Genomic DNA, 20,984 nt, shown 5'->3' on the forward strand with positions numbered 1-20,984 from the left:
GGGTCGCCCACCGATTGTAAAGGCGCGCCCCTCAGCGGCCCAGCTTCGGCCGGTGCCTGCGCGCCGGGAGTGGGTGCAGGATTCCTTCGTCCGCGAGGAGGAACCGCGCGGCGGCCCGGGGCAGCCGGATCCCGGGCCGGAGCGGGCTTTCGTGAAGCTGCCCCGGAAGGACCGCGAACTCGATGGACGGTACTGCGGCAGCGAGCTGCCGGCCGGTTTCGGCGAAGTACTCGGGACTCCACCCGCCGCTTAGCATCAGCGTGGGGGTGGTCACGGACGCGAAGTCGGCGAGGTCGGCGTCGGCGTCCAGCACGGCCCGCATCTCCGCGACGGCGGTGGGCAGCAGCTCGCGCATCTCGGCGCCCACGCTGGTGCGCGCCGAGACGATGCTGAGCATCCGCAGCGCACCCAGCGGGAGCTTGGACACCGGCCCCGCCGTCTCAAGGCCCTGGACCAGGTGCGCCCAGGCCTCATCCAGCTGGCCCGCGGCCACCGAACGCTCCAGCTCGGGCCGCCAGCGACGGGTGAGGCTGCCGGAGAGGGACACGGCCGCGTCATAGGTCACCATCCGGCGGATCGGCACCGTCCGCGCCGCCTGCAGGGCCACAAAGCCGCCATAGCTGTGGGCCACCACGTCGGTCGACCCGGTCTCCCGCAGCACGGCGGCGAGATCGCTGACCTCCGAGACCGCCGAATAGCCGGCCGGCTGCGGGGAGGACCCGGCCCGTCCGCGCCGGTTGTAGCAGTGCACCGGGCGGCCCAGGAGGCGGCTGATCTTTCGCGCAAACGGGCGGTACAGCGCGTCGGTGACCAGGGTTCCATGCACGACGACGATGCCGGGCGCCTCCGCTGCACGCGCCGAAGGCGGTGCCTGTGCCGGTGCCAGTGCCGGTGCCAGTCCCGGGGCCGGTCCCGCGGCCGGGCGGAAGGAGTGCAGCTCCAAGTGCCCCTCGCCGTCGTCGGTGCTGATGGTCCGCGTCTCCACAGCCTCGAGTCTATTCCGCAGTGTGTGCTTCCTGGTGCCAGGTGTTTGGCGCCAGGATCCTGGTGCCCGCTCCGGGGTGCTGGGCCGTGCGGGAACCCGGGCCGGACCTGCCCCGGGGGAATCCCCGGTAAACTTGGGGATTGTGACTTCCCAAAACACCTCCGCCCCGCACACCGCCGCCGACTCCCACGACGCCAGCGAACAGACGCGCATCCGCATGGAAAAGCGCGCCAAGCTGATCGAGCGCGGCGTCGAGGCGTATCCGGTGGGTGTTGAACGCACACATTCCCTCGGCGAAATCCGCGAAAAGTACGCGCACCTGCAGGCTGACGAGACCACCGGCGCCGTCGTCGGTGTGACCGGCCGCATTGTCTTCATCCGCAACACCGGCAAGCTGTGCTTCGCCACGCTCCAGGAGGGCGGTGTTGACGGCAAAGCCGTCCGGCTCCAGGTCATGTTGAGCCTGGCCAACGTCGGCGAGGAGGCGCTCGCCGACTGGAAGGCCCTGGTGGACCTGGGCGACCACGTCTTTATCAAGGGCGAGGTCATCTCCTCCCGGCGCGGTGAACTGTCCGTCATGGCCGAGTCCTGGACCATGGCGTCCAAGGCGCTGCGCCCGCTGCCGGTGCTGCATGCCGGGCTCAATGAGGAGACCCGCGTCCGCCAGCGCTACGTGGACCTGATCGTCCGCGACGAAGCCCGCGAAATGGTGTACACCCGCGCCGCGATCACACGGTCCATCCGCGAGACCCTGCACCGCCAGGGCTACGTGGAGGTGGAGACCCCCATGCTGCAGCTGGTCCACGGAGGCGCCACGGCCCGCCCCTTCGAGACGCACATGAATGCGTTCGACCAGAAGATGACCCTGCGGATCGCCACCGAGCTGTACCTCAAGCGCACCGTCGTCGGCGGCATCGACCGCGTCTACGACATGGGCCGTGTATTCCGCAATGAGGGCGTGGACTCCACGCACAGCCCGGAATTCACCACCCTGGAAAGCTATGAGGCCTGGGCCGACCAGTTCGTGATGGCGGACCGGATCAAGGAAATCATCCTCGACGCCGCGGACGCAGCCGGAGTGGGCCGCGTGCTGCAGACCGAAGCCGGGGAGATCAACCTCGACGGCGACTGGGCCTGGATGGCGGTCTACCCGGGCCTGTCCGACTTTGTGGGCCAGGAAGTCACGCCGGACACCCCCGCCGCGGAACTGCTGGCGCTGGCCGCCAAGCACGAGGTGAAGGTGGACGCCAGCTGGGACGCCGAGAAGCTTGCGGTGGAACTCTTCGGCGAGCTGGTGGAACCGACTCTCCTGAACCCCACCTTCGTCTACGACTACCCGCCCTCCGCGCAGCCGCTGGCCCGCCAGCACCGCGAGGATGGCCGGTTGATCGAGGCCTGGGACCTGATCATCGGCGGCATGGAGCGCGGTACGGCGTTCTCGGAGCTCATTGACCCGGTGATCCAGCGTGAACGGCTTACCGAGCAGTCCCGGCGCTCCGCCGCGGGCGACGTCGAGGCCATGCAGCTGGACGACGACTTCCTCCGCGCCCTCGAATACGGCGCCCCGCCCATGGGCGGGATCGGCCTGGGTATCGACCGGCTGGTCATGCTCTTCACCGGTGCCGGCATCCGCGAAACCATCCTGTTCCCGCTGCTCAAGCCCGAGGGACACTGACCATGGAGTACATCGCGGTATTGCTGCCCTCCGTGGTGGTGGGCCTGATCTTCTGGTTCGCCATGAAATCGATATTCAATGCCGACAAATCGGAGCGCCAGGCCGAGGCGCGCGCCCAGGCGGAAGCCGAAGGAAATGCCCCCGGAGCGGATACCCCCCGCCGCGACGGCCATTCCAGCGGCCAGAACTAATAGCGGGCTATTCCGCCTTGGGTTTTCCTTTGGAAACTCTTTTTCGCTTTGACTCGCTGCCTTAAAGCAGAGGATACTTTTAACCAGATACATCCTGCTTTTCCTAAAAACTCATCCATTTGGAAAGAGAGTCTTTAATGGCACAGAAAGTAAAAATCATCCTCGTCGATGATCTGGATGGGGGAACCGCGGACGAGACCGTCCGGTTCGGCCTTGACGGCGTCAGCTACGAAATCGACCTGTCATCGGGCAACGCAGCAGAACTCCGCTCCGCCGTCGAGCGTTTTACCGCCCACGCACGCAAGACTTCCAGCGGCCGGGCAACGCGCACCAAGATTTCCTCTGGCCGGAATCAGGACTCCGCCCAGATCCGGCAGTGGGCCCGCGATAACGGCTATGCAGTAAACAGCCGCGGCCGCATTCAGGCAGAAATTCAGGAAGCCTACCAAAAGGCCAATTCCTAGCCCGCGCACCAGGAGCGCCGCGTCGAAGTCGTGCCCCCGGCGCATTGCGACTTAATGCCCCCGCTGTCCGGCGGGGGCATTGTCGTATCCGCCCGAAGTGCGACGGCGGACCCGCCGGGGTGATGCGCGGCGTTCCAGCACCCGGTGTCCGGACGCCGCCCCGGGCCGCAGCACGCGCCGTCAGGGGCGCTGACGGAACACCGGCAAGACGTCCCGGTTTCCCCTGTGGCGAACAAGCCCCAAATCCGGAACCCGGCCACGTAGCATTCAAAGTACGTCGTAGCTAGGAGTGTGGCGAAATGTTTGAGCGATTTACGGACCGTGCCCGTCGCGTAGTTGTGCTTGCCCAAGAAGAGGCACGCATGCTGAACCACAATTACATTGGTACCGAACACATCCTCTTGGGTCTGATCCATGAAGGTGAAGGTGTTGCGGCCAAAGCCCTTGAGTCCTTGAGCATTTCGCTCGACGGCGTCCGCGAACAGGTGCAGGAGATCATCGGCCAGGGCCAGCAGGCCCCGTCCGGGCATATCCCCTTCACCCCGCGCGCCAAGAAGGTTCTGGAACTCTCGCTCCGCGAGGCCCTGCAGCTGGGACACAACTACATCGGCACCGAGCACATCCTGCTCGGCCTCATCCGCGAGGGTGAAGGTGTAGCCGCCCAGGTGCTGGTCAAGCTCGGCGCAGACCTCAACCGTGTCCGTCAGCAGGTCATCCAGCTGCTCTCGGGCTACCAGGGCAAGGAAACCACCGGAGCAGGCGTGGGCCCCGGCCAGGCCGAAGGCACTCCTGCCGGTTCCGTCGTCCTGGACCAGTTCGGCCGGAACCTGACCCAGGCCGCGCGCGAGAACAAACTGGACCCCGTCATTGGGCGCGAATCCGAAATGGAACGCGTCATGCAGGTCCTGTCCCGCCGCACCAAGAACAACCCCGTGCTGATCGGCGAGCCCGGCGTCGGCAAGACCGCCGTCGTCGAAGGCCTCGCCCAGGCGATTGTCCGCGGCGATGTTCCGGAAACCATCAAGGACAAGCAGCTGTACACGCTGGACCTCGGGTCCCTCGTGGCCGGTTCCCGCTACCGCGGCGACTTCGAAGAGCGCCTCAAGAAGGTCCTCAAGGAGATCCGCACCCGCGGCGACATCATCCTGTTCATCGATGAAATCCACACCCTGGTGGGTGCCGGTGCCGCCGAGGGTGCCATCGACGCCGCGTCGATCCTCAAGCCCATGCTGGCCCGCGGCGAGCTCCAGACCATTGGGGCCACCACGCTGGACGAGTACCGCAAGCACATCGAGAAGGATGCTGCCCTGGAACGCCGCTTCCAGCCGATCCAGGTCAAGGAGCCCTCCGTCGCCCACGCGATCGAGATCCTCAAGGGCCTCCGTGACCGGTACGAGGCGCACCACCGCGTCACCATCACCGACGGCGCCCTGGCCTCGGCGGCCAGCCTCTCCGAGCGCTACATCTCGGACCGCTTCCTGCCGGACAAGGCCATCGACCTGATCGATGAGGCTGGCGCACGGCTGCGCATCCGCCGGATGACCGCCCCGCCGGAGCTCAAGGTCATGGACGAGAAGATCGCCGCCATGAAGCTGGAGAAGGAATCCGCGATTGACGCGCAGGACTTCGAAGGCGCCGCCTCGCTGCGCGACAAGGAGCAGAAGCTCATTGCCGAGCGTGCCGAGAAGGAACGCCAGTGGAAGACCGGCGGCATGGACGACATCTCCGAGGTTGACGAGGACCTGATCGCCGAAGTGCTGGCGAACTCCACCGGCATTCCGGTCTTCAAGCTGACCGAGGAAGAATCCTCGCGGCTGCTGAAGATGGAAGACGAGCTGCACAAGCGCGTCGTCGGCCAGAACGAGGCCATCAAGTCCCTGTCCCAGGCGATCCGCCGCACCCGTGCCGGCCTGAAGGACCCCAAGCGTCCGGGCGGTTCGTTCATCTTCGCCGGCCCCACCGGCGTCGGCAAGACCGAACTCGCCAAGGCGCTGGCCGAATTCCTCTTCGGCGAGGAGGACGCCCTGATCACCCTGGATATGTCCGAGTACTCGGAGAAGCACACGGTGTCGCGCCTCTTCGGTGCCCCTCCGGGCTATGTGGGCTACGAGGAAGGCGGGCAGCTGACCGAGAAGGTCCGCCGCCGTCCGTTCTCCGTGGTCCTGTTCGACGAAGTGGAGAAGGCGCACGCCGACCTCTTCAACTCGCTGCTGCAGATCCTGGAAGACGGCCGCCTGACCGACTCCCAGGGCCGCGTGGTGGACTTCAAGAACACCGTGATCATCATGACCACCAACCTCGGCACCCGGGACATCTCCAAGAGCGTTGCCACCGGCTTCCAGTCCGGCACGGACACGCAGACCGGCTACAACCGGATGCGGGCCCGCGTTACGGAGGAGCTCAAGCAGCACTTCCGTCCCGAGTTCCTGAACCGTGTTGACGACGTTGTGGTCTTCCCGCAGCTGACCCAGGACGAGATCATCGAGATCGTGGACATGTTTGTCGCCCGTCTGGAGAAGCGCCTCAAGGACAAGGACATGGGCATCGAGCTCACGCCCGCGGCCAAGGTGCTCCTGGCGACCCGCGGCTACGACCCCGCCATGGGTGCCCGGCCGCTGCGCCGGACCATCCAGCGCGAGATCGAGGACCAGCTCTCCGAGAAGATCCTCTTCGGCGAACTCCACGCCGGCGACATTGTTGTAGTGGATGTGGACGGCGAAGGCGACGACGCCAAGTTCACCTTCGCCGGCAACGCGAAGCCGCGCATCCCGGAAATCGCTCCGAGCGTCTAACCGCCCGCCTGGGCGCGATGCTGAAGGCCCCGTCTTCCCGGAAGGGAGGCGGGGCCTTTGCTGTGGGCCCGGCACCCGGACAGTGTGAAAGCAGTGTTTCACTGTCGGTGAAATCGGTGTGATCCAGTACACAGGGGGTGTTGAATCGGTGCATGTCTTCCACCGATTCAGAGACCCTGGGCGAAAACCCCGAAACACCCTTCCACGACCTGGACCACTACCTCGCCATCCCGAGGGTCAGCGGCCTGGCGCTGAGTCCCGACGGCAGGCGGCTGGTCACCACGGTAGCCACCCTCAACGCCAAGGGCACCGAGTACGGCACCGCCCTGTGGGAGCTGGATCCGGAAGGGCGCAAACAGGCCCGCCGGATCACCCGCAGCGCGAAAGGCGAAGCGGGGGCCGTGTTCGCCGCCAGCGGCGACCTGTACTTCACCTCCGCCCGCCCCGACCCGGAAACCCCCGACGCGGACCCCGTGAACGCGCTGTGGATGCTGCCCGTGGACGGCGGCGAGGCACGCGTTGTGCTCACCCGCGCCGGCGGAGTCAGTGGGCTGCTGGCCGCCAAGGACACCGGCGCCCTCTTCGTCAACGCCTCTGTGCTGGCGGGTTCGACCGACGAGGACAGCGACGAGGAACGCCGCAAGGCGCGCAAGGACAACAAAGTCGCCGCCATCCTGCACAGCGGCTACCCCGTCCGCTACTGGGACGCGGACCTGGGCCCCGCCCAGCCGAGGCTTTTCGCCGTCGAACCGGGCCCGGATCCGGAACCCGGCAAGCCCGCAACCGTGGACGCCGCGGCGCCGCTGAAGCTCCGCAACCTGACGCCCGACGCCGGGAGCGGGCTCCGCGACGCCGACGCCGTGGTCAGCCCGGACGGGGCCACCATCTACACCAGCTTCAGCAAACCGCTGGCCCGCGCCGATTCCCGGTCCGTCCTGGTCGCGATCGACGTAGCCACCGGCACCCGCAGGGTCCTGCTGGACACCGAGGGCATGAGCTACTTCCCCGGCCCGGTCAGCCCGGACAACCGGACCCTGGTGGTGGTAAGCGAGAGCGAGACCACCCCGGCGTCCGCGCCGCAGGTCAAGCTGCACCTGCTGGACGTGTCCGGCGGCGTGCCCGGCGCCGGATCCGCCCTGACGCCCCTCGCGCACGACTGGGACCGCTGGCCGCGGCCCGCCGCGTGGCTCCCGGACGGCTCGGCCGTGCTAGCCACCGCCGACGAGGACGGCGCCTCGCCGGTCTTCCGGATCAGCGTGGGCGCAGACAGGGGAACCGGGCAGGTGGTCCGCCTGACCCCGGACGACTCCGCCTACACCGACGTGGTGGTTGCCCCCGACGGAAAAACGGCCTACGCGCTGCGCAGCTCCTACGAGTTCCCGGCCGAAGCGGTGCGGATCGACCTCGCCGGCGGCGTCGTCCGGCTCCCCGCCCCCGCCGAGCGCCCCCGCTACCAGGGCTCACTGGAGCGGGTGGAGACCACGGCGGCCGACGGAACCCGCGTGCCGGCGTACCTGGCGCTGCCCGAAGGCGCCACCGCAGGGAACCCGGCACCGCTGCTGCTCTGGATCCACGGCGGCCCCCTGGGCTCGTGGAACGCCTGGACCTGGCGCTGGAACCCTTGGCTGCTGGTGGCCCGGGGCTACGCCGTGCTGCTGCCGGACCCGGCACTTTCCACCGGCTACGGCCAGCACCACATCCAGCGCGGCTGGGGCGAATGGGGCAAGGCCCCCTTCACCGACCTGATGGCCATCACCGACGCCGTTGTGCAGCGGCCGGACATCGACGAGACCCGCACGGCTGCCATGGGCGGCTCCTTTGGCGGCTACATGGCCAACTGGGTGGCCGGGCAGACCGGCCGGTTCAAGGCCATCGTCACCCACGCCAGCCTGTGGGCCCTGGACCAGTTCGGCCCCACCACGGACGCCGCGCAGTACTGGCTCAAGGAAATGACGGCGGACATGGCGCTGGAGAACTCTCCGCACCTGCACGTGGAAAACATCAGCACCCCCATGCTCGTGATCCACGGCGACAAGGACTACCGCGTTCCGATCGGCGAGGGCCTGCGCCTCTGGTACGAACTCCTCTCCAAGTCGCAGCTCGCCGCCGATGCGAACGGTGAGACCGAGCACCGGTTCCTCTACTTCCCGGACGAGAACCACTGGATCCTGCAGCCCCAGCACGCCAAGGTCTGGTACGGCGTCGTCGAGCACTTCCTCGCCAGGAACCTGCTCGATAAAGACCTGCCTGTCCCGGCCGAACTGGGCCTCTAGCCCCCGCTTCCGGCCCGCCTGGCTGGCGGACTGCTGCCAGCCAGGTGGGCCGGGCCCGGGCCGGAGCGCTGCCGGTGCCGCCAGTAGGATTGGTCTGTGACTGAGACAATCCGCATCCGCCCTGCCCGCACCAGCGATGTCGGGGCGATCAAAACCCTTGTGGCGCCCCTGGCCGACCAGCGGATTCTCATGGCCAAGGAAACGGTGGCCTACTACGAAAGCCTGCAGGAGTTCCGGATCGCCGAGTCACCCGACGGCGAAGTGATCGGCTGCGGAGCGCTGCATGTCATGTGGGAGGACCTCGCTGAAGTGCGCACGCTCGCGGCTTCGGACGGCTGGCGCGGGAAGGGCGTGGGCCACCTGCTGGTGGAGCGGCTGCTGGAGGAAGCCCGTGCGCTGGGCGTTTCCCGCGTGTTCTGCCTGACCTTCGAAGTGGATTTCTTCAAGAAGCACGGGTTTGAAGTCATGGCCGACCAGACCGCCGTCGACCCCGTGGTCTATTCGGAACTGCTGCGCTCCCACGACGAAGGCGTGGCGGAGTTCCTGGACCTGGCCCGGGTCAAGCCCAACACCCTCGGCAACACCCGGATGATCAAGGCCCTCTAGATAGGGCAGGCCGGGCCTTCCCATCAATAAACTTGATGGATAAACTGGCTCCGGTCCAGGGGTGGACCGCCCGAGCACCGGAGGCAAGAAATTGCACGATCGCGTGATTTTTCCAGATTTCTCCGCATTCCAAATGACTGTTGCAGTCCCGGCTGCGGGCACCCGGGTACCCGGTGGCCGGGTAGAACCGCCGGCAGGCCCGGCGCCGGGCCATCAGCCCGTTCCGGGCCCGAGGGCAGGGACCAAACCGGGCCGGCTTAACGCGCCGCCGTTCTCCTGGCTGGGCAGCGACGCCTGGCCGAGCTTCCCGCCGGGCGGCTAAACAAGTTGAGGCACGCCGGATCCAGGGGGTTGGCGACCGTCCGAGGGAACCCCAAGTTCCGCGTGAGAGGTTGGAAAACCGGAGCCTACCGCTGGCAAGGCCCCGGTAGTAGGGTCTAAGCAAGCAGCCAGGACACCATCCAGGGAGCACAGCCATGAAGAAACTCATCAATGATCCCCGCGCCGTGGTTGACGAGTCAGTGGAGGGCTTCGGGCTTGCCCATGCCGACCTCGTGACCGTCTTTGCGGACCCCGCCTACATCGTGCGCAAAGACGCGCCGGTGGCCGGGAAGGTCGGACTCGTCTCCGGCGGCGGCAGCGGCCACGAGCCGCTGCACGGCGGCTACGTCGGCATGGGAATGCTCGACGCCGCGGTGCCGGGCGCCGTCTTCACCTCGCCCACGCCGGACCAGATCCTTCCGGCCACCCTCGCCGTCAACTCAGGCGCCGGCGTCGTGCATATCGTCAAGAACTACACCGGCGACGTGCTCAACTTCGAGACCGCCGCGGAGTTGGCCCAGGCCGAAGGCGTGGACGTCCGCACCGTGCTGGTCAACGACGACGTCGCCGTGGAGGACTCGCTGTACACCGCCGGGCGGCGGGGCGTCGGCGGGACAGTCCTGGTGGAGAAGATCGCCGGTGCCGCCGCCGAACGCGGGGACAGCCTCGACGCCGTGGCCGCCGTCGGTGACCGGGTCAACCAGAACGTGCGCAGCATGGGCGTCGCTTTGACCGCCTGCACCGTCCCGCACGCGGGGGCGCCAAGCTTTGTCCTTGAGGAAAACGAAATAGAGATCGGCATCGGCATCCACGGCGAACCCGGCCGGCACCGCATTGCCATGGAAAACGCGGACGGCATCACCGACCGCCTGCTGGAGCCGGTGGTGAGCGACCTGGGCCTGGCCTCCGGGGACAAGGTGCTCCTGTTCGTCAACGGCATGGGCGGCACCCCGCAGAGCGAGCTCTACATTGTCTACCGCCGGGCAGCGCAACAGCTGGCCGGGAAGGGCATCACCGTGGCCCGCTCGCTGGTGGGCAACTACATCACCTCCCTCGAAATGCAGGGCTGCTCCATCACCGTCCTGCGCCTCGATGATGAGATGACGGCGCTCTGGGATGCGCCGGTCCACACCCCGGCCCTCCGCTGGGGCGTCTGACCGTGGGGCTGGATGTCCAGTGGGCACTGCGGTGGCTGGCACTGTCCGCCGAGGCCATGGACGAGCACCGCGAAGAGCTCATCGAACTGGACCGGCCGATCGGCGATTCGGACCACGGCGAGAACATGGACCGCGGCTTCAAAGCCGTGATGGTCAAGATTTCGGAGGCGCCGCCGGATACGGCGGGCGCGGCCCTCAAACTGACCGCGATGACCCTGATGTCCAAAGTCGGCGGAGCCGCCGGCCCCCTCTACGGCACCGCGTTCCTCCGGGCCGCCACGGCGCTGGGCGATGCGGACGACATTGACGCCGCTACCCTGGCCGCGGCGCTCCAGGCCGCCAGGGACGGCATTGTGGCCCGCGGCAAGGCGGAATCCGGCGACAAAACGATGGTTGATGCCTGGACGCCGGCCGTCGACGCGGCAGTAGCCGCCGCCGGGGACAGCGATGTGCACAAGGTCCTGGTCGCCGCCGCGGAGGCTGCGGAGGCGGGCGCCGTCTCGACGGATCCCATGCTCGCCCGGAAGGGACGCGCCAGCTATCTGGGGGAGCGGAGCATCGGGCACCGGGATCCCGGCGCGGTGTCCAGCGCGCTGATCCTGCGTGCCGCCGTCGGGGCAGCCGGATGACGGTCAAGCTCGTCGTCGTCTCCCACAGTGAAAAGATCGCCGACGGCGCCGTCGAGCTGGCGGCCCAGATGGCCCCCGACGTCCTTATCCTCGCGGCTGGGGGCACCGACGACGGCCGGATCGGCACCAGCCTCGAGCGGGTCATGGGGGCGCTGGAACAGGCGGTAGATGCCAACACGGACGGCACAGTGGTCCTGACGGACCTGGGCTCGGCCGTGATGACGGCCGAATCCGCCGTGGAATTCCTGGCGGACCCCTCCTCTGTGCTGCTCGCCGACGCGCCCCTCGTTGAAGGGCTGGTCGCGGCGGCTGTGGCCGCCCAGGCCGGAGCGGACGCCGCGGGTGTGAAGGAGGCCGCGGAGGCTGTGTACCGGCCTCCGGCCGCGCCTGCCCACCCGCACGGGCACCTGCCCCCGGAGGCCGCGGGGGACTTCGAGCTCATCAACCAGGCCGGCATGCATGCCCGCCCGGCGGCGAAAATTGCCGGCGGGCTGTCCGGCATGGACGCCGAGGTGACCGTCAACGGCGCCGACGGTGCGTCGATGACGGAGCTGATGATGCTCGGCGCCGTGAAGGGTACGGTGCTGCACGTTGAGGCCAGCGGACCGGATGCCGCCAAAGCTGTGGACTACCTGCGCGAACTGATCACGGCGGGCTTCGGCGAACCCTAGGGACCGCCCCGGCCCGTGGCGGCGGGCTCAGGCGGGAAGCCGGAACCCTGCGGGATGCAGTTCCGCCAGCCCGTCGCCCAGTAGCCCTGCCAGGGCCCGCTCCAGCTGCTCCGGGGCGGGATTGAGCCGGTGCAGGGCGGCCAGCGGAATGCCGATCCCGGCCGGTTCGAAGCCAAGGTCCGCTGCAGGCTGCCGGAACAACTCCGGGGCCACCGGCGACTCGGCCTCGCGGAGCACCGCCATGACGGCACCGCGCACCTGGCGGTCGGTGCCGTGCCAGGACTGGCCCTTCGGCGTGTACGTGGGCGGCGGCTCGCCGGCGGCCAGCCAGGCGCAGGAGGCGCTGACCGGGCATTCCCGGCACTTCGGTGCCCGCGCGGTGCACACCAGGGCGCCGAGTTCCATGACGGCGGCGTTCCACCTGACCGAAGGGCCGGGCCCGGCCGGCAGGGACTCCGCGGCGAGGCGCATCTCCGCGGCGGTCAGCGCCGGCGACGGCAGGGCCGCGCCGGAGAACAGGCGTGCATGCACCCGGCGGATGTTGGTGTCCACCACTGTTTCCCGGCGTCCGAAGGCGAAGGCGGCGACAGCCGCCGCCGTGTAGCTCCCCACCCCCGGCAGCTCCAGGAGTTCCGCGTACGTTCCGGGGACGTTCCCGCCGTGGCCGGCGCATATGGCGGCGGCGGCCGCATGCAGCCGGAGCGCGCGCCGGGGATACCCCAGCCGGCCCCAGGCCCGGACGGCTTCCCCGGAGGGCTCGCGGGCCAGGTCGGACGGCTCCGGCCAGCGCCGCAGCCACTCCTCCCAGACCGGCTGGACCCGCACCACGGGTGTCTGCTGGAGCATGACCTCGCTCACCAGCACACCCCACGGCGTGCAGTCTGCATCCCGCCACGGAAGGTCGCGGGCGTTTGCTGCAAACCAGCCGGCCAGGGTCTCGTGGATGGCGGACAGCGGAAGGGGTGCGGGCTGGTCCGCCGGGCGGCGCGCGGCAGCGGCGGGGGAAGCGGGGGAAACGGCGGGAGCTTTGATGGATTCAGCCTAATAGATGAGGGCCACAGTCCGCCTGCGGCGTGGGAGGGCCGCATACCCGGCCCGGTTCTCTAGCCTAGAAGGATGGGCACGCATGGCAATTCAGGATCCCGAGGGTCAAGGGCATCCGGCAACGGCTCCGCCGCGGGCGGCAGGTCCGGCCCGTCGGCGGGCAAGTCCCCGCGCAAGCCGGCGCCCCAGCCTGCCCGGAAGTCGGTCCGCAAACCTTCGCGGAAACCGGTGAGCCCCGTTTACCGCCGCCGCCGGCTGTTCGTGGGCGCCGCCCTGCTCCTCGTCATTGCCGTCGCCATCGGGGGATTTGCCGCCGTCTCAAGCGTTCTTAACGGCGGTCAGACAGACCCGGGCGGGGGAACATCTCCGGCCGGGCAGGAATCGGGACCCGCCGTCGGCCCGGAACCCACAGCATCCCCTTCAGCCACCCCGTCGGTCACGCCGGAAGGCAACGGCTGCGAGCGGAACCTCGTGACCGTCACCGCCGCTACGGACAAGCCCGCCTACGCGGCCGGCGAGAATCCGCTCCTGACACTCAAGGTGACCAACGGCAACCGGGTCCCGTGCGAGATCAATATGGGGACGTCGCAGATGGAATTCCTGGTCACCAGCGGCTCGGACCGGATCTTTTCCTCCACGGACTGCCAGGCGGACGCCACCGACCTGGTCAAGACCATCGCGCCGGGCCAAAGTGAAACCGCAAACTTCCCGTGGCAGCGGAACCGCACCGTCCAGGGCTGCACCCCGATCGACGCCAAGCCCGGGGCAGGCGGGGCGTACTACGTGTTCACCGCGCGGCTGGCGGACAAAACCAGCCCCAAGGCCGTGTTCCAGCTCGAATGATCCCCACCGGCCCCCTCGCCTCGCAAGCTCGGCCAGGGAACCCTGCCGGCGTGGGCCCAGCGGCCCCCTCGCCTCGCAAGCTCGGCCAGGGAACCCTGCCGGCGTGGGCCCAGCGGCCCCCTCGCCTCGCAAGCTCGGCCAGGGAACCCTGCCGGCGTGGGCCCACCGGCCCCCTCGCCTCGTCAGAGGAAGCGGTCCAGCAGGCTTGCCTCGGCCATCCGGCTCAGGCCCTCCCGGACCGTCCTGGCCCGCTGGTCGCCGATGCCGTCGACCGTCATGAGGTCATCGATCGTGGCCGCCATCAGGAACTGCAGTCCGCCGAAGTGGTCCACCAGGCGGTCGGCGACGGCCTTCGGCACCGCCTTCAGGCCGGAAAGCAGCCGGTAACCGCGCGGCTGGACTACGGCGTCCAGGTTGGCCTCGCCCCCGGCGAAGCCGACGATCCCGGCGATCTTGCCCAGGTCAATAAGCTCCGTGGGGCCCAGGTTCACCAGTGCTTTCACCGCCCGGTCGATGTCCTCGGCTGAGGCGTCCGGGCCGGAGTAGTCGCGGATGATCACGTCGCTGCCGGGGCCCCGGCCGACGGTCAGCTCGTCGAGCTGGAGGGAGAGCAGCCGGCCGTCCTCGCCGAGTTCCAGCACGTACTGGGAGATTTCCTCGGAAATCCGCCGGACCATTTCCTGGCGCTGCAGGGTCACGGCAACATCGCGGACCGTCACCATGGCCTCGATTTCCAGGGCGGACAGGGAACTGGTCACCTGGTCGAGGCGGGAGCGGTAGCGCTCCAGGGTGGCCAGGGCCTGGTTGGCGCGGGCGAGGACCTTTTCCGAGCCCTCCAGGACGTGCCGCAGCCCGTTCACGTAGAGGGCGATGATCTGCATGGACTGGCTGACCGAGATCACCGGGACGCCCGTCTGAATGGCCACCCGCTCGGCGGTGCGGTGCCGGGTGCCGGATTCCTGGGTTTCGATGCTGGAATCGGGCACCAGCTGGACGGCCGCGCGCAGGATGTTGCTGGCGTCCTTGTCGCAGATGATGGCGCCGTCCATTTTTGCCAGTTCGCGCAGCCGGGTGGGGGAGAAATCGATGCCGATGTCGAAGCCGCCGGAACAGATGGATTCGATGGTCCGGTCCATGCCCAGCACGATCAGGGCGCCCGTCCGCCCGCGGAGGATCCGCTCCAGCCCGTCGCGGAGCGCGGTGCCCGGTGCCACCCGGCCCAGAGTCGCCTTAAGTGCGTCTTCAGGGCTCCGAGCCATAGACATTCCCTTCAAAGGTGCGGGCATCAACCCGCAAGTGCGCCGGGTGCCAATGGTTTTCCAGTGTTTTACCTGTGTTTTTCCAAAGGTGCCGGCAGGATCAAAAGTACTCGGTTTCCCGCTTTCACCATAGTAGAGGTAAAGCAGGCCAACTTCCGCACGGATAAGCCCCAAAGTGGCCCACTGCGGCATGCGCCCGGACGCTTCCGGACTGCTCTCGTGGGGCCGGTCCCAAACCGCACTTTTGCCTGCAGGATTCCGCCCGGAATCCCGGACCGGGATTCTGGACCGGGCCGCGCTTCGCAGCGGCGGCGCGGGCTGCGATAAACTTGGAGTCTGTGGGTTCACCGGCCGCCCGGCGCCGCACCACGGCCCGTCACCCACACCAACCACTCCAAAGCAGCAGCGAAAGTAGCACCGTGTCTCAAGAAGTCCTTAGCCCCGCCCGAGTCCAGGAGATTCACAAGCAGGCGGCCCGGCGTCGGACTTTCGCGGTCATTTCGCACCCCGACGCCGGCAAGTCCACCCTGACCGAGGCGCTCGCGCTGCACGCGAAGGTGATCGGCACGGCCGGCGCCTCCAGCGGCAAGGCCAACCGCAAGGAGACGGTCTCGGACTGGATGCAGATGGAGAAGGACCGCGGCATCTCCATCAGCTCCGCGGCCCTGCAGTTCGCCTACCGCGACACCGTCATCAACCTGCTGGACACCCCCGGCCACGCCGACTTCTCCGAGGACACCTACCGTGTGCTGGCCGCCGTCGACTGTGCCGTGATGCTCGTCGACGCCGCCAAGGGCCTGGAAACCCAGACCATGAAGCTCTTCGAGGTCTGCAAGCAGCGGAACCTGCCCATCATCACCGTCATCAACAAGTGGGACCGCCCGGGCCTCGACGCGCTGGCCCTCATGGACGAGATCACCGAACGCACCGGCCTGGCGCCGATGCCGCTGACCTGGGCCGTTGGCATTTCCGGTGACTTCCGCGGTGTCTGGGACCTGCGAAACGACCGGTTCGCCCAGTTCAAGCGCAACAACGCCGGTGCCAACATCGCCCTCACCGAGTACTTCACCCCGGAGGAAGCCGCCGCCAGCCAGGGCGACGACTGGTCAAACGCCGTCGACGAGGCCGGGCTGGTCATCGAGTCCAACCTGGCGTTCGACGTCGACGCCTTCCACGCGGGCAAAGCCACACCCATCCTCTTCAGTTCCGCCGCCTTGAACTTTGGGGTGAAGGAGATCCTGGACGCCTTGGTGGACTTCGCGCCGCCCGCCGCCCCGCGGCCCGACGTCGACGGTGCCCCGCGCCCCGTCGACGCGCCCTTCGCCGGGTTCGTGTTCAAAGTCCAGGCCGGCATGAACAAGGCGCACCGGGACCACGTCGCCTTCATCCGGGTCTGCTCCGGCGTCTTCGAACGCGGCATGGTGGTCACCCAGGGCCGGACCGGCAAGTCCTTCGCCACCAAATACGCCCAGCAGGTCTTCGGCCGGGAACGCGAGGTCATTGACGAAGCCTTCCCGGGCGACGTCGTGGGCCTGGTCAACGCCTCCTCGCTGCGGGTGGGCGACAGCCTGTTCCTGGACCAGCCGGTGGAGTTCCCTGCCATCCCGTTGTTCGCCCCGGAGCACTTCCAGGTGGCGCGCTCCAAGGACCCCAGCCGCTTCAAGCAGTTCCGCCGCGGCATCGAACAGCTGGAGCACGAGGGCGTCATCCAGGTTCTCCGCTCGGACGTCCGCGGCGACCAGGCCCCGGTGCTGGCCGCCGTCGGGCCCATGCAGTTCGAAGTGGTGGAAGACCGCATGGCGCACGATTTCAGCGCGCCGATGCGGCTGGAACGCCTGCCCTATTCCATTGCCAGGATCTCGACGGCGGAGGCCATGCCAGCGCTGGCCAACGTGCCCGGCGCCGAGGTGCTGCTGCGGTCCGACGGCGAATACCTCGCCCTGTTCAACGACGTGTGGGCCCTGCGCCGGATCGAGAAGAACCATCCGGACCTGACCCTGCTGCCGATCGGCACGCACAACCCCGCCAAGTAGCGCACTGGACGCCGGTGCGGCCGGGGAGCCGGCCGGGTGCGGGTCTTCCTGAATCCGCTTTCCGCGGTATCATAAGTAACCTTGCTACTTTGCGGGCGCCGGATTTTCACCACCGCCGGCATTGGATTGATCTGCCCGGCACCATCGGCGGACCCCGCTTAGAGGGACAACGTACACCACTTGACAGAGCTCATCTCCGGGCCGGCCGCTTCTCCGCCCGCCGGCCCGAGGCAGCGCGCGGAACCCGGCTACCTGCTGAGCGGGCGCTACCGGATCACGGACCTCATTGGCAGGGGCAGCCAGTCCACCGTGTTCAAGGCTTATGACGAACTGCTCCAGCGCGATGTGGCGGTCAAGATTTTCCGGAACAATGCCGGCGACCTGGCACAGACCTGCCGGCAGACCGAGGAAATCCGCATCCTGGCCGGAATGAGCCACCACGCCCTGGTGGCGCTTTTCGACGCCGGCGCGGACCTGAGCGACCCCAACGACCCTCTTACGTACCTCGTGATGGAACTGGTGGGCGGGCAGGACCTGCGGCACCGCGGCGCCCAGGGCCCGCTCTCTGCAGCGCACATGGCCCACATCGGTTATGACCTGGCCGACGGGCTCTCCTACATCCACCACCACGGAATTGTGCACCGGGACGTCAAGCCCGCGAACATCCTGCTGGTGGACTACAGCAACCAGGACCGGCGCCCGCGGGCCAAGCTCACCGATTTCGGCGTCGCCGTCTTCATCCGCAACGGCCCGGTGCCTGATGAAGGCGGAACCTCCGGCACACCCGCCTACCTCAGCCCGGAGCAGGCAGCCGGAAACGTGGTGGGCCCGTCCAGCGACGTGTACTCCCTGGGGCTTGTGCTGCTCGAAGGGCTGACCGGAAAGATGGCCTACCCCGGCGCTCCCATCCAGTCCGCCGTCGCGCGGCTGCTCCACGACCCGCAGATCCCCGAGGAACTCGCTCCCATGTGGGTTGCGCTGCTGTCCTCCATGCTGGCCCGGGACCCGGCGCAGCGCCCGGCAGCGCGGGAGGTGTCGCTGGCCCTGCGCCAGGAAGTCATCAACAGTGCCGCCCGCCACCGCCTGGACAATGCCCCGGCCGCCAGCGACGAGGAAGGCCGGATGCGCGCGGTGGAGCGCTACCGGATCCTCGACACTCCCGCGGACGGCACCTTCGACCGGATAGCGCGGCTCGCGGCAAGGATGTTCTCTGTGCCGGTGGCGATCGTCAGCATCGTTGACCATGACCGCATTTGGTTCAAAGCCCACCACGGCACCGACGTGACGCAGATCGGCAGGGACCCGGGGCTCTGCGCCTCGGCGATCCTGCAGGACGGGCCCTGGATCATCGAGGACGCGGCCCGGGACGCGCGGACACTCGCCAACCCGCTCGTGGCCGGCGAGTTCGGGCTGCAGTTCTATGCCGGGGTTCCGCTGCGCACCCCGGACGGCCACAACCTCGGCACGTTCTGCATCCTGGACCGGGAACCGCGGGAATTCAGCCCCGAGGACACCCGGACGCTGGAGGACCTGGCCGCAATTGTCATGAACGACCTTGAGATGCGCCTGCAGAGCCGCGAGGCGATCGCCGGCTGAGGCAGCCGCCGCGGTCCGGCGGGCGCCGGGCCGCTCTGCGCCTGCGCTGCTTAACGCTTACGCTGTTTAACGCCTGCGCTGTTTAACGCCGGCCGGCGTGGAGCGCCAGTTCCAGCTCAAACCGCGCCTTGGGATCCTCCAGTGCTTCGCCGAACAGCTCCCGCAGCTGCGCCGCCCGGTAGCCCACGGTCTGCGGGTGGATCCCGAGCTCTGCGGCGACCGGCGCGCGCTGGCCCCAGTGGCGCAGCCAGGACAGTAAGGTCTCCGCCAGCCGCTCCCGCTGGGCCGGCCGCAGGCCTTCCAGGGGTGCCAGCCGGCGGTTGGCCAGTTCGGTGATGGCGGACGGTTCCGAGCCCAGGACCACTTCGGCCAGGTGCTCGTCGGCCCAGACGGGCGGGTCGTCCGGGCCCTCCCGGGGCGGCAGCACCGAGGCCGCGAGCACCGCCAGGCGCAGCGATCAGGAACTTTCTCCCAGCCTCCGGCCGGTCCCACGGCTGCCCCGCGGCCGCGCAGCGCCTTATCGAGATCCGCCCGCGCCGACTTGGTCTTCCGCGCCGGGACCAGGGCGACGGCGTCGGTTTCGCGTTCGATGACCAGTGTTCCCGGCCCCAGCCGGAGACGCAGCCCCGCAGACCGGTCCACCGGCAGCGTCACCACCGCCATGCGCTGCGGCAGGGACCAGTCCGCCATCGCCGCCTTCTGGCGCAGGGCCGCTTCATCTGCCTGGCCGCGCAGAAGCAGGTCAAGCAGTTCGGTCCGGCGGCGGTCCACCGCCCCAGCCCGTTCGGACTGTTCAAAGGCATACGCCTCGGCGCTCACGGCGGACAGCTCGTCGATGTAGGCCAGGATCGATTCACCCAGGTCCACCACCACACTCTGCCCCAGATGGTGCTCCACGGAGACCCTGGACATCTCGCGGAAGGTCACCCGGGCGCCCATCCGGTAGGCGCTCAGCAGCGCATCCATGCTGCGGCCCTGGCGGAATTCGCCGCTTCCGAGCCCCGCCACGAGTTGCCGGCTTTCCTCGGAAAGTGCCGGCAGCCGGGTAGCCGGCAGCTGCAGGAAGCGGTCCAGCGCGGCTGCCACGCCGCGGCGCAGCCCCCGCCCGAAGCGGCCTTCAATTGGCCTGGCGTAGGCCGGCACCAGCTGCGGGACGGCGTCGATGATCGCCTCGACGATGCCCGGCATCATGGGCCGGAGCACGTCGCTGACTTCGCGGGGGAGCGCCAGCCACGGGGGGTCGTAGGCGGGGGAGTCGGGGGTGCTGCTCGGCTTAACGTTCATAAGACTGATTCCAAAAGTTATTGCGGAGAGATAGTTTGTTATGTTCAATCGTATGCCTTGGGTGAAGAAGTATGACCCTGACTGACATAGGATTGATAAATGATCCGGCTCCGTAAGCTGGCGCGCGCCGCATCTCTACTGACCACCCCCCTAGCTCCAGAAGACATTCTGTCGCTGTTCAACCCTGTGTTTTCTGCCCGCCAGTTGCGCGGCGTAGTGACCCGGGTGGTTCCAGAAACGGCCGATTCCGCCACCATTTTTTTCCGTCCCGGCCGCGGCTGGCAAGCACATCTTGCCGGCCAGTGGGCCCGTATAGGCGTCGAGCTCGACGGTGTCCGCCACTGGCGGTCGTACTCGCTCAGCGCCCCCGCCGGGGAGGACCCGGCCATCACTGTCAGTGACATGGGTGCCGTCTCCGGAACCCTGGTGCGCAACACCAAACCCGGCGATGTGCTCTTCCTGGCGCCGCCGCAGGGTGATTTCGTCCTCCCGGAGCATCCGCGGCCCCTGCTGATGCTCACTGCCGGCAGCGGCATCACCCCGGTCATGTCGATGATCCGCACGCTGGTCCCGCACCGGCCGGACTCCGACGTCGTCCTGATCCACACGGCCCGGACCCCGGCGGACGCCATCTTCCGCGAAGAACTGGCCGAACTGGCGGACCAGTTTCCCAACTTCCGCGTCATCCACTGGTTCACCGGCGAACGCGGCCGGCTGGACTTCAGTTCGGCGGCCGGGCTGGAACAGCTCTGCCCGGACTGGCGCCAGCGCGCCGCCTACGCCTGCGGGCCCGAAAGCTTCCTGGACGACGCCGAGGCGCTCTGGGATGCGGAGACCGCAGCCGCCGAGCCCTCGCTCACCATTGAGCGCTTCAGCACCAAGCTCGCCGGCGGGGAAGGGCACGACGGCGGCCTGGTCACGTTCGAGGCGTCGGACCGCGAAGTGGAAGCCGACGGCGACACCCCGCTTCTCGACGTCGGCGAGGACGCCGGCATCCTGATGCCCAGCGGCTGCCGCATGGGCATCTGCCACAGCTGCCTTATCCCCCTCCGGGCTGGCCAGGTCCGTGACTTGCGCACGGATGAAGTCCACGGCGAGCCCGGCCAATTAATCCAGACGTGCGTTTCGGCAGCCGCCGGACCCGTGAACCTCGACCTCTGA

The 20,984-nt window shown here is 68.3% G+C and carries 17 protein-coding genes; 13 read left to right on the forward strand and 4 right to left on the reverse strand.

Annotated features, from left to right (window positions below):
- Nucleotides 1-31: 31 nt before the first annotated feature.
- Complete coding sequence (locus ACTWQD_RS02070) at nt 32-985, reverse strand: alpha/beta fold hydrolase (RefSeq protein ID WP_443194535.1); 954 nt, start codon at nt 983-985, stop codon at nt 32-34.
- A gap of 142 nt (nt 986-1,127) precedes the next feature.
- Here ACTWQD_RS02070 and lysS point away from each other — a divergent pair, with 142 nt between their 5' ends.
- The 9 genes from lysS to dhaM all read left to right on the forward strand — a co-directional run bounded on the left by lysS (nt 1,128) and on the right by dhaM (nt 11,764).
- A complete protein-coding gene (lysS, locus tag ACTWQD_RS02075) occupies nt 1,128-2,660 on the forward strand; it encodes a lysine--tRNA ligase (RefSeq protein ID WP_443194536.1) in 1,533 nt (510 codons plus the stop codon).
- Nucleotides 2,661-2,662: 2 nt separating this feature from the next.
- The gene (locus ACTWQD_RS02080; protein WP_443194537.1) at nt 2,663-2,851 is read left to right on the forward strand and encodes a hypothetical protein; all 189 of its coding nucleotides are present in this window, start codon (nt 2,663-2,665) and stop codon (nt 2,849-2,851) included.
- Nucleotides 2,852-2,988: 137 nt separating this feature from the next.
- Nucleotides 2,989-3,315 carry a histone-like nucleoid-structuring protein Lsr2 gene (locus tag ACTWQD_RS02085; RefSeq protein ID WP_443194538.1) on the forward strand — a complete coding sequence of 109 codons (327 nt, stop codon included), beginning with the start codon at nt 2,989-2,991 and terminating at the stop codon, nt 3,313-3,315.
- 299 nt (nt 3,316-3,614) lie between these two features.
- Nucleotides 3,615-6,107, forward strand: coding sequence for an ATP-dependent Clp protease ATP-binding subunit (locus tag ACTWQD_RS02090; RefSeq protein ID WP_443194539.1), 2,493 nt, complete (start codon nt 3,615-3,617; stop codon nt 6,105-6,107).
- Between the two features lie 152 nt (nt 6,108-6,259).
- Nucleotides 6,260-8,380, forward strand: coding sequence for a prolyl oligopeptidase family serine peptidase (locus ACTWQD_RS02095; protein ID WP_443194540.1), 2,121 nt, complete (start codon nt 6,260-6,262; stop codon nt 8,378-8,380).
- 96 nt (nt 8,381-8,476) lie between these two features.
- Nucleotides 8,477-8,986, forward strand: a complete 510-nt coding sequence (locus ACTWQD_RS02100) for an amino-acid N-acetyltransferase (RefSeq protein WP_443194541.1) — start codon at nt 8,477-8,479, stop codon at nt 8,984-8,986.
- 476 nt (nt 8,987-9,462) lie between these two features.
- Complete coding sequence (gene dhaK / locus ACTWQD_RS02105) at nt 9,463-10,464, forward strand: dihydroxyacetone kinase subunit DhaK (protein ID WP_443194542.1); 1,002 nt, start codon at nt 9,463-9,465, stop codon at nt 10,462-10,464.
- Between the two features lie 2 nt (nt 10,465-10,466).
- Nucleotides 10,467-11,093, forward strand: coding sequence for a dihydroxyacetone kinase subunit DhaL (dhaL, locus tag ACTWQD_RS02110; protein WP_443194543.1), 627 nt, complete (start codon nt 10,467-10,469; stop codon nt 11,091-11,093).
- Nucleotides 11,090-11,764, forward strand: coding sequence for a dihydroxyacetone kinase phosphoryl donor subunit DhaM (gene dhaM, locus ACTWQD_RS02115; protein ID WP_443194544.1), 675 nt, complete (start codon nt 11,090-11,092; stop codon nt 11,762-11,764). The genes dhaL and dhaM overlap by 4 nt, the downstream gene beginning before the upstream one ends.
- Before the next feature lie 27 nt (nt 11,765-11,791).
- Here dhaM and ACTWQD_RS02120 read toward each other — a convergent pair whose 3' ends face one another.
- Nucleotides 11,792-12,628, reverse strand: coding sequence for an A/G-specific adenine glycosylase (locus tag ACTWQD_RS02120; protein ID WP_443194545.1), 837 nt, complete (start codon nt 12,626-12,628; stop codon nt 11,792-11,794).
- Between the two features lie 408 nt (nt 12,629-13,036).
- Here ACTWQD_RS02120 and ACTWQD_RS02125 point away from each other — a divergent pair, with 408 nt between their 5' ends.
- Complete coding sequence (locus tag ACTWQD_RS02125) at nt 13,037-13,651, forward strand: hypothetical protein (protein ID WP_443194546.1); 615 nt, start codon at nt 13,037-13,039, stop codon at nt 13,649-13,651.
- Between the two features lie 182 nt (nt 13,652-13,833).
- Here ACTWQD_RS02125 and disA read toward each other — a convergent pair whose 3' ends face one another.
- Nucleotides 13,834-14,910: a DNA integrity scanning diadenylate cyclase DisA gene (gene disA / locus ACTWQD_RS02130; protein ID WP_443194547.1), complete on the reverse strand. Its 1,077-nt coding sequence runs from the start codon at nt 14,908-14,910 to the stop codon at nt 13,834-13,836.
- Between the two features lie 419 nt (nt 14,911-15,329).
- On the opposite strand from disA, the gene ACTWQD_RS02135 reads away from it, so the two are divergent.
- Nucleotides 15,330-16,943, forward strand: coding sequence for a peptide chain release factor 3 (locus ACTWQD_RS02135; protein WP_443194548.1), 1,614 nt, complete (start codon nt 15,330-15,332; stop codon nt 16,941-16,943).
- 180 nt (nt 16,944-17,123) lie between these two features.
- Entirely contained in the window at nt 17,124-18,539 is a 1,416-nt protein-coding gene (locus ACTWQD_RS02140; RefSeq protein ID WP_443194549.1) for a GAF domain-containing serine/threonine-protein kinase, read from the forward strand.
- Nucleotides 18,540-18,605: 66 nt separating this feature from the next.
- On the opposite strand, the gene ACTWQD_RS02145 is transcribed toward ACTWQD_RS02140, so the two are convergent.
- Nucleotides 18,606-19,823 (reverse strand): PucR family transcriptional regulator, encoded by a 1,218-nt coding sequence (locus tag ACTWQD_RS02145; RefSeq protein ID WP_443194550.1) that lies wholly within the window; start codon nt 19,821-19,823, stop codon nt 18,606-18,608.
- A gap of 99 nt (nt 19,824-19,922) precedes the next feature.
- Here ACTWQD_RS02145 and ACTWQD_RS02150 point away from each other — a divergent pair, with 99 nt between their 5' ends.
- Nucleotides 19,923-20,984, forward strand: a complete 1,062-nt coding sequence (locus tag ACTWQD_RS02150) for a ferredoxin reductase (protein WP_443194551.1) — start codon at nt 19,923-19,925, stop codon at nt 20,982-20,984.

The organism is Pseudarthrobacter sp. 1C304, assembly GCF_052245515.1.
Classification (GTDB): Bacteria; Actinomycetota; Actinomycetes; order Actinomycetales; family Micrococcaceae; genus Arthrobacter.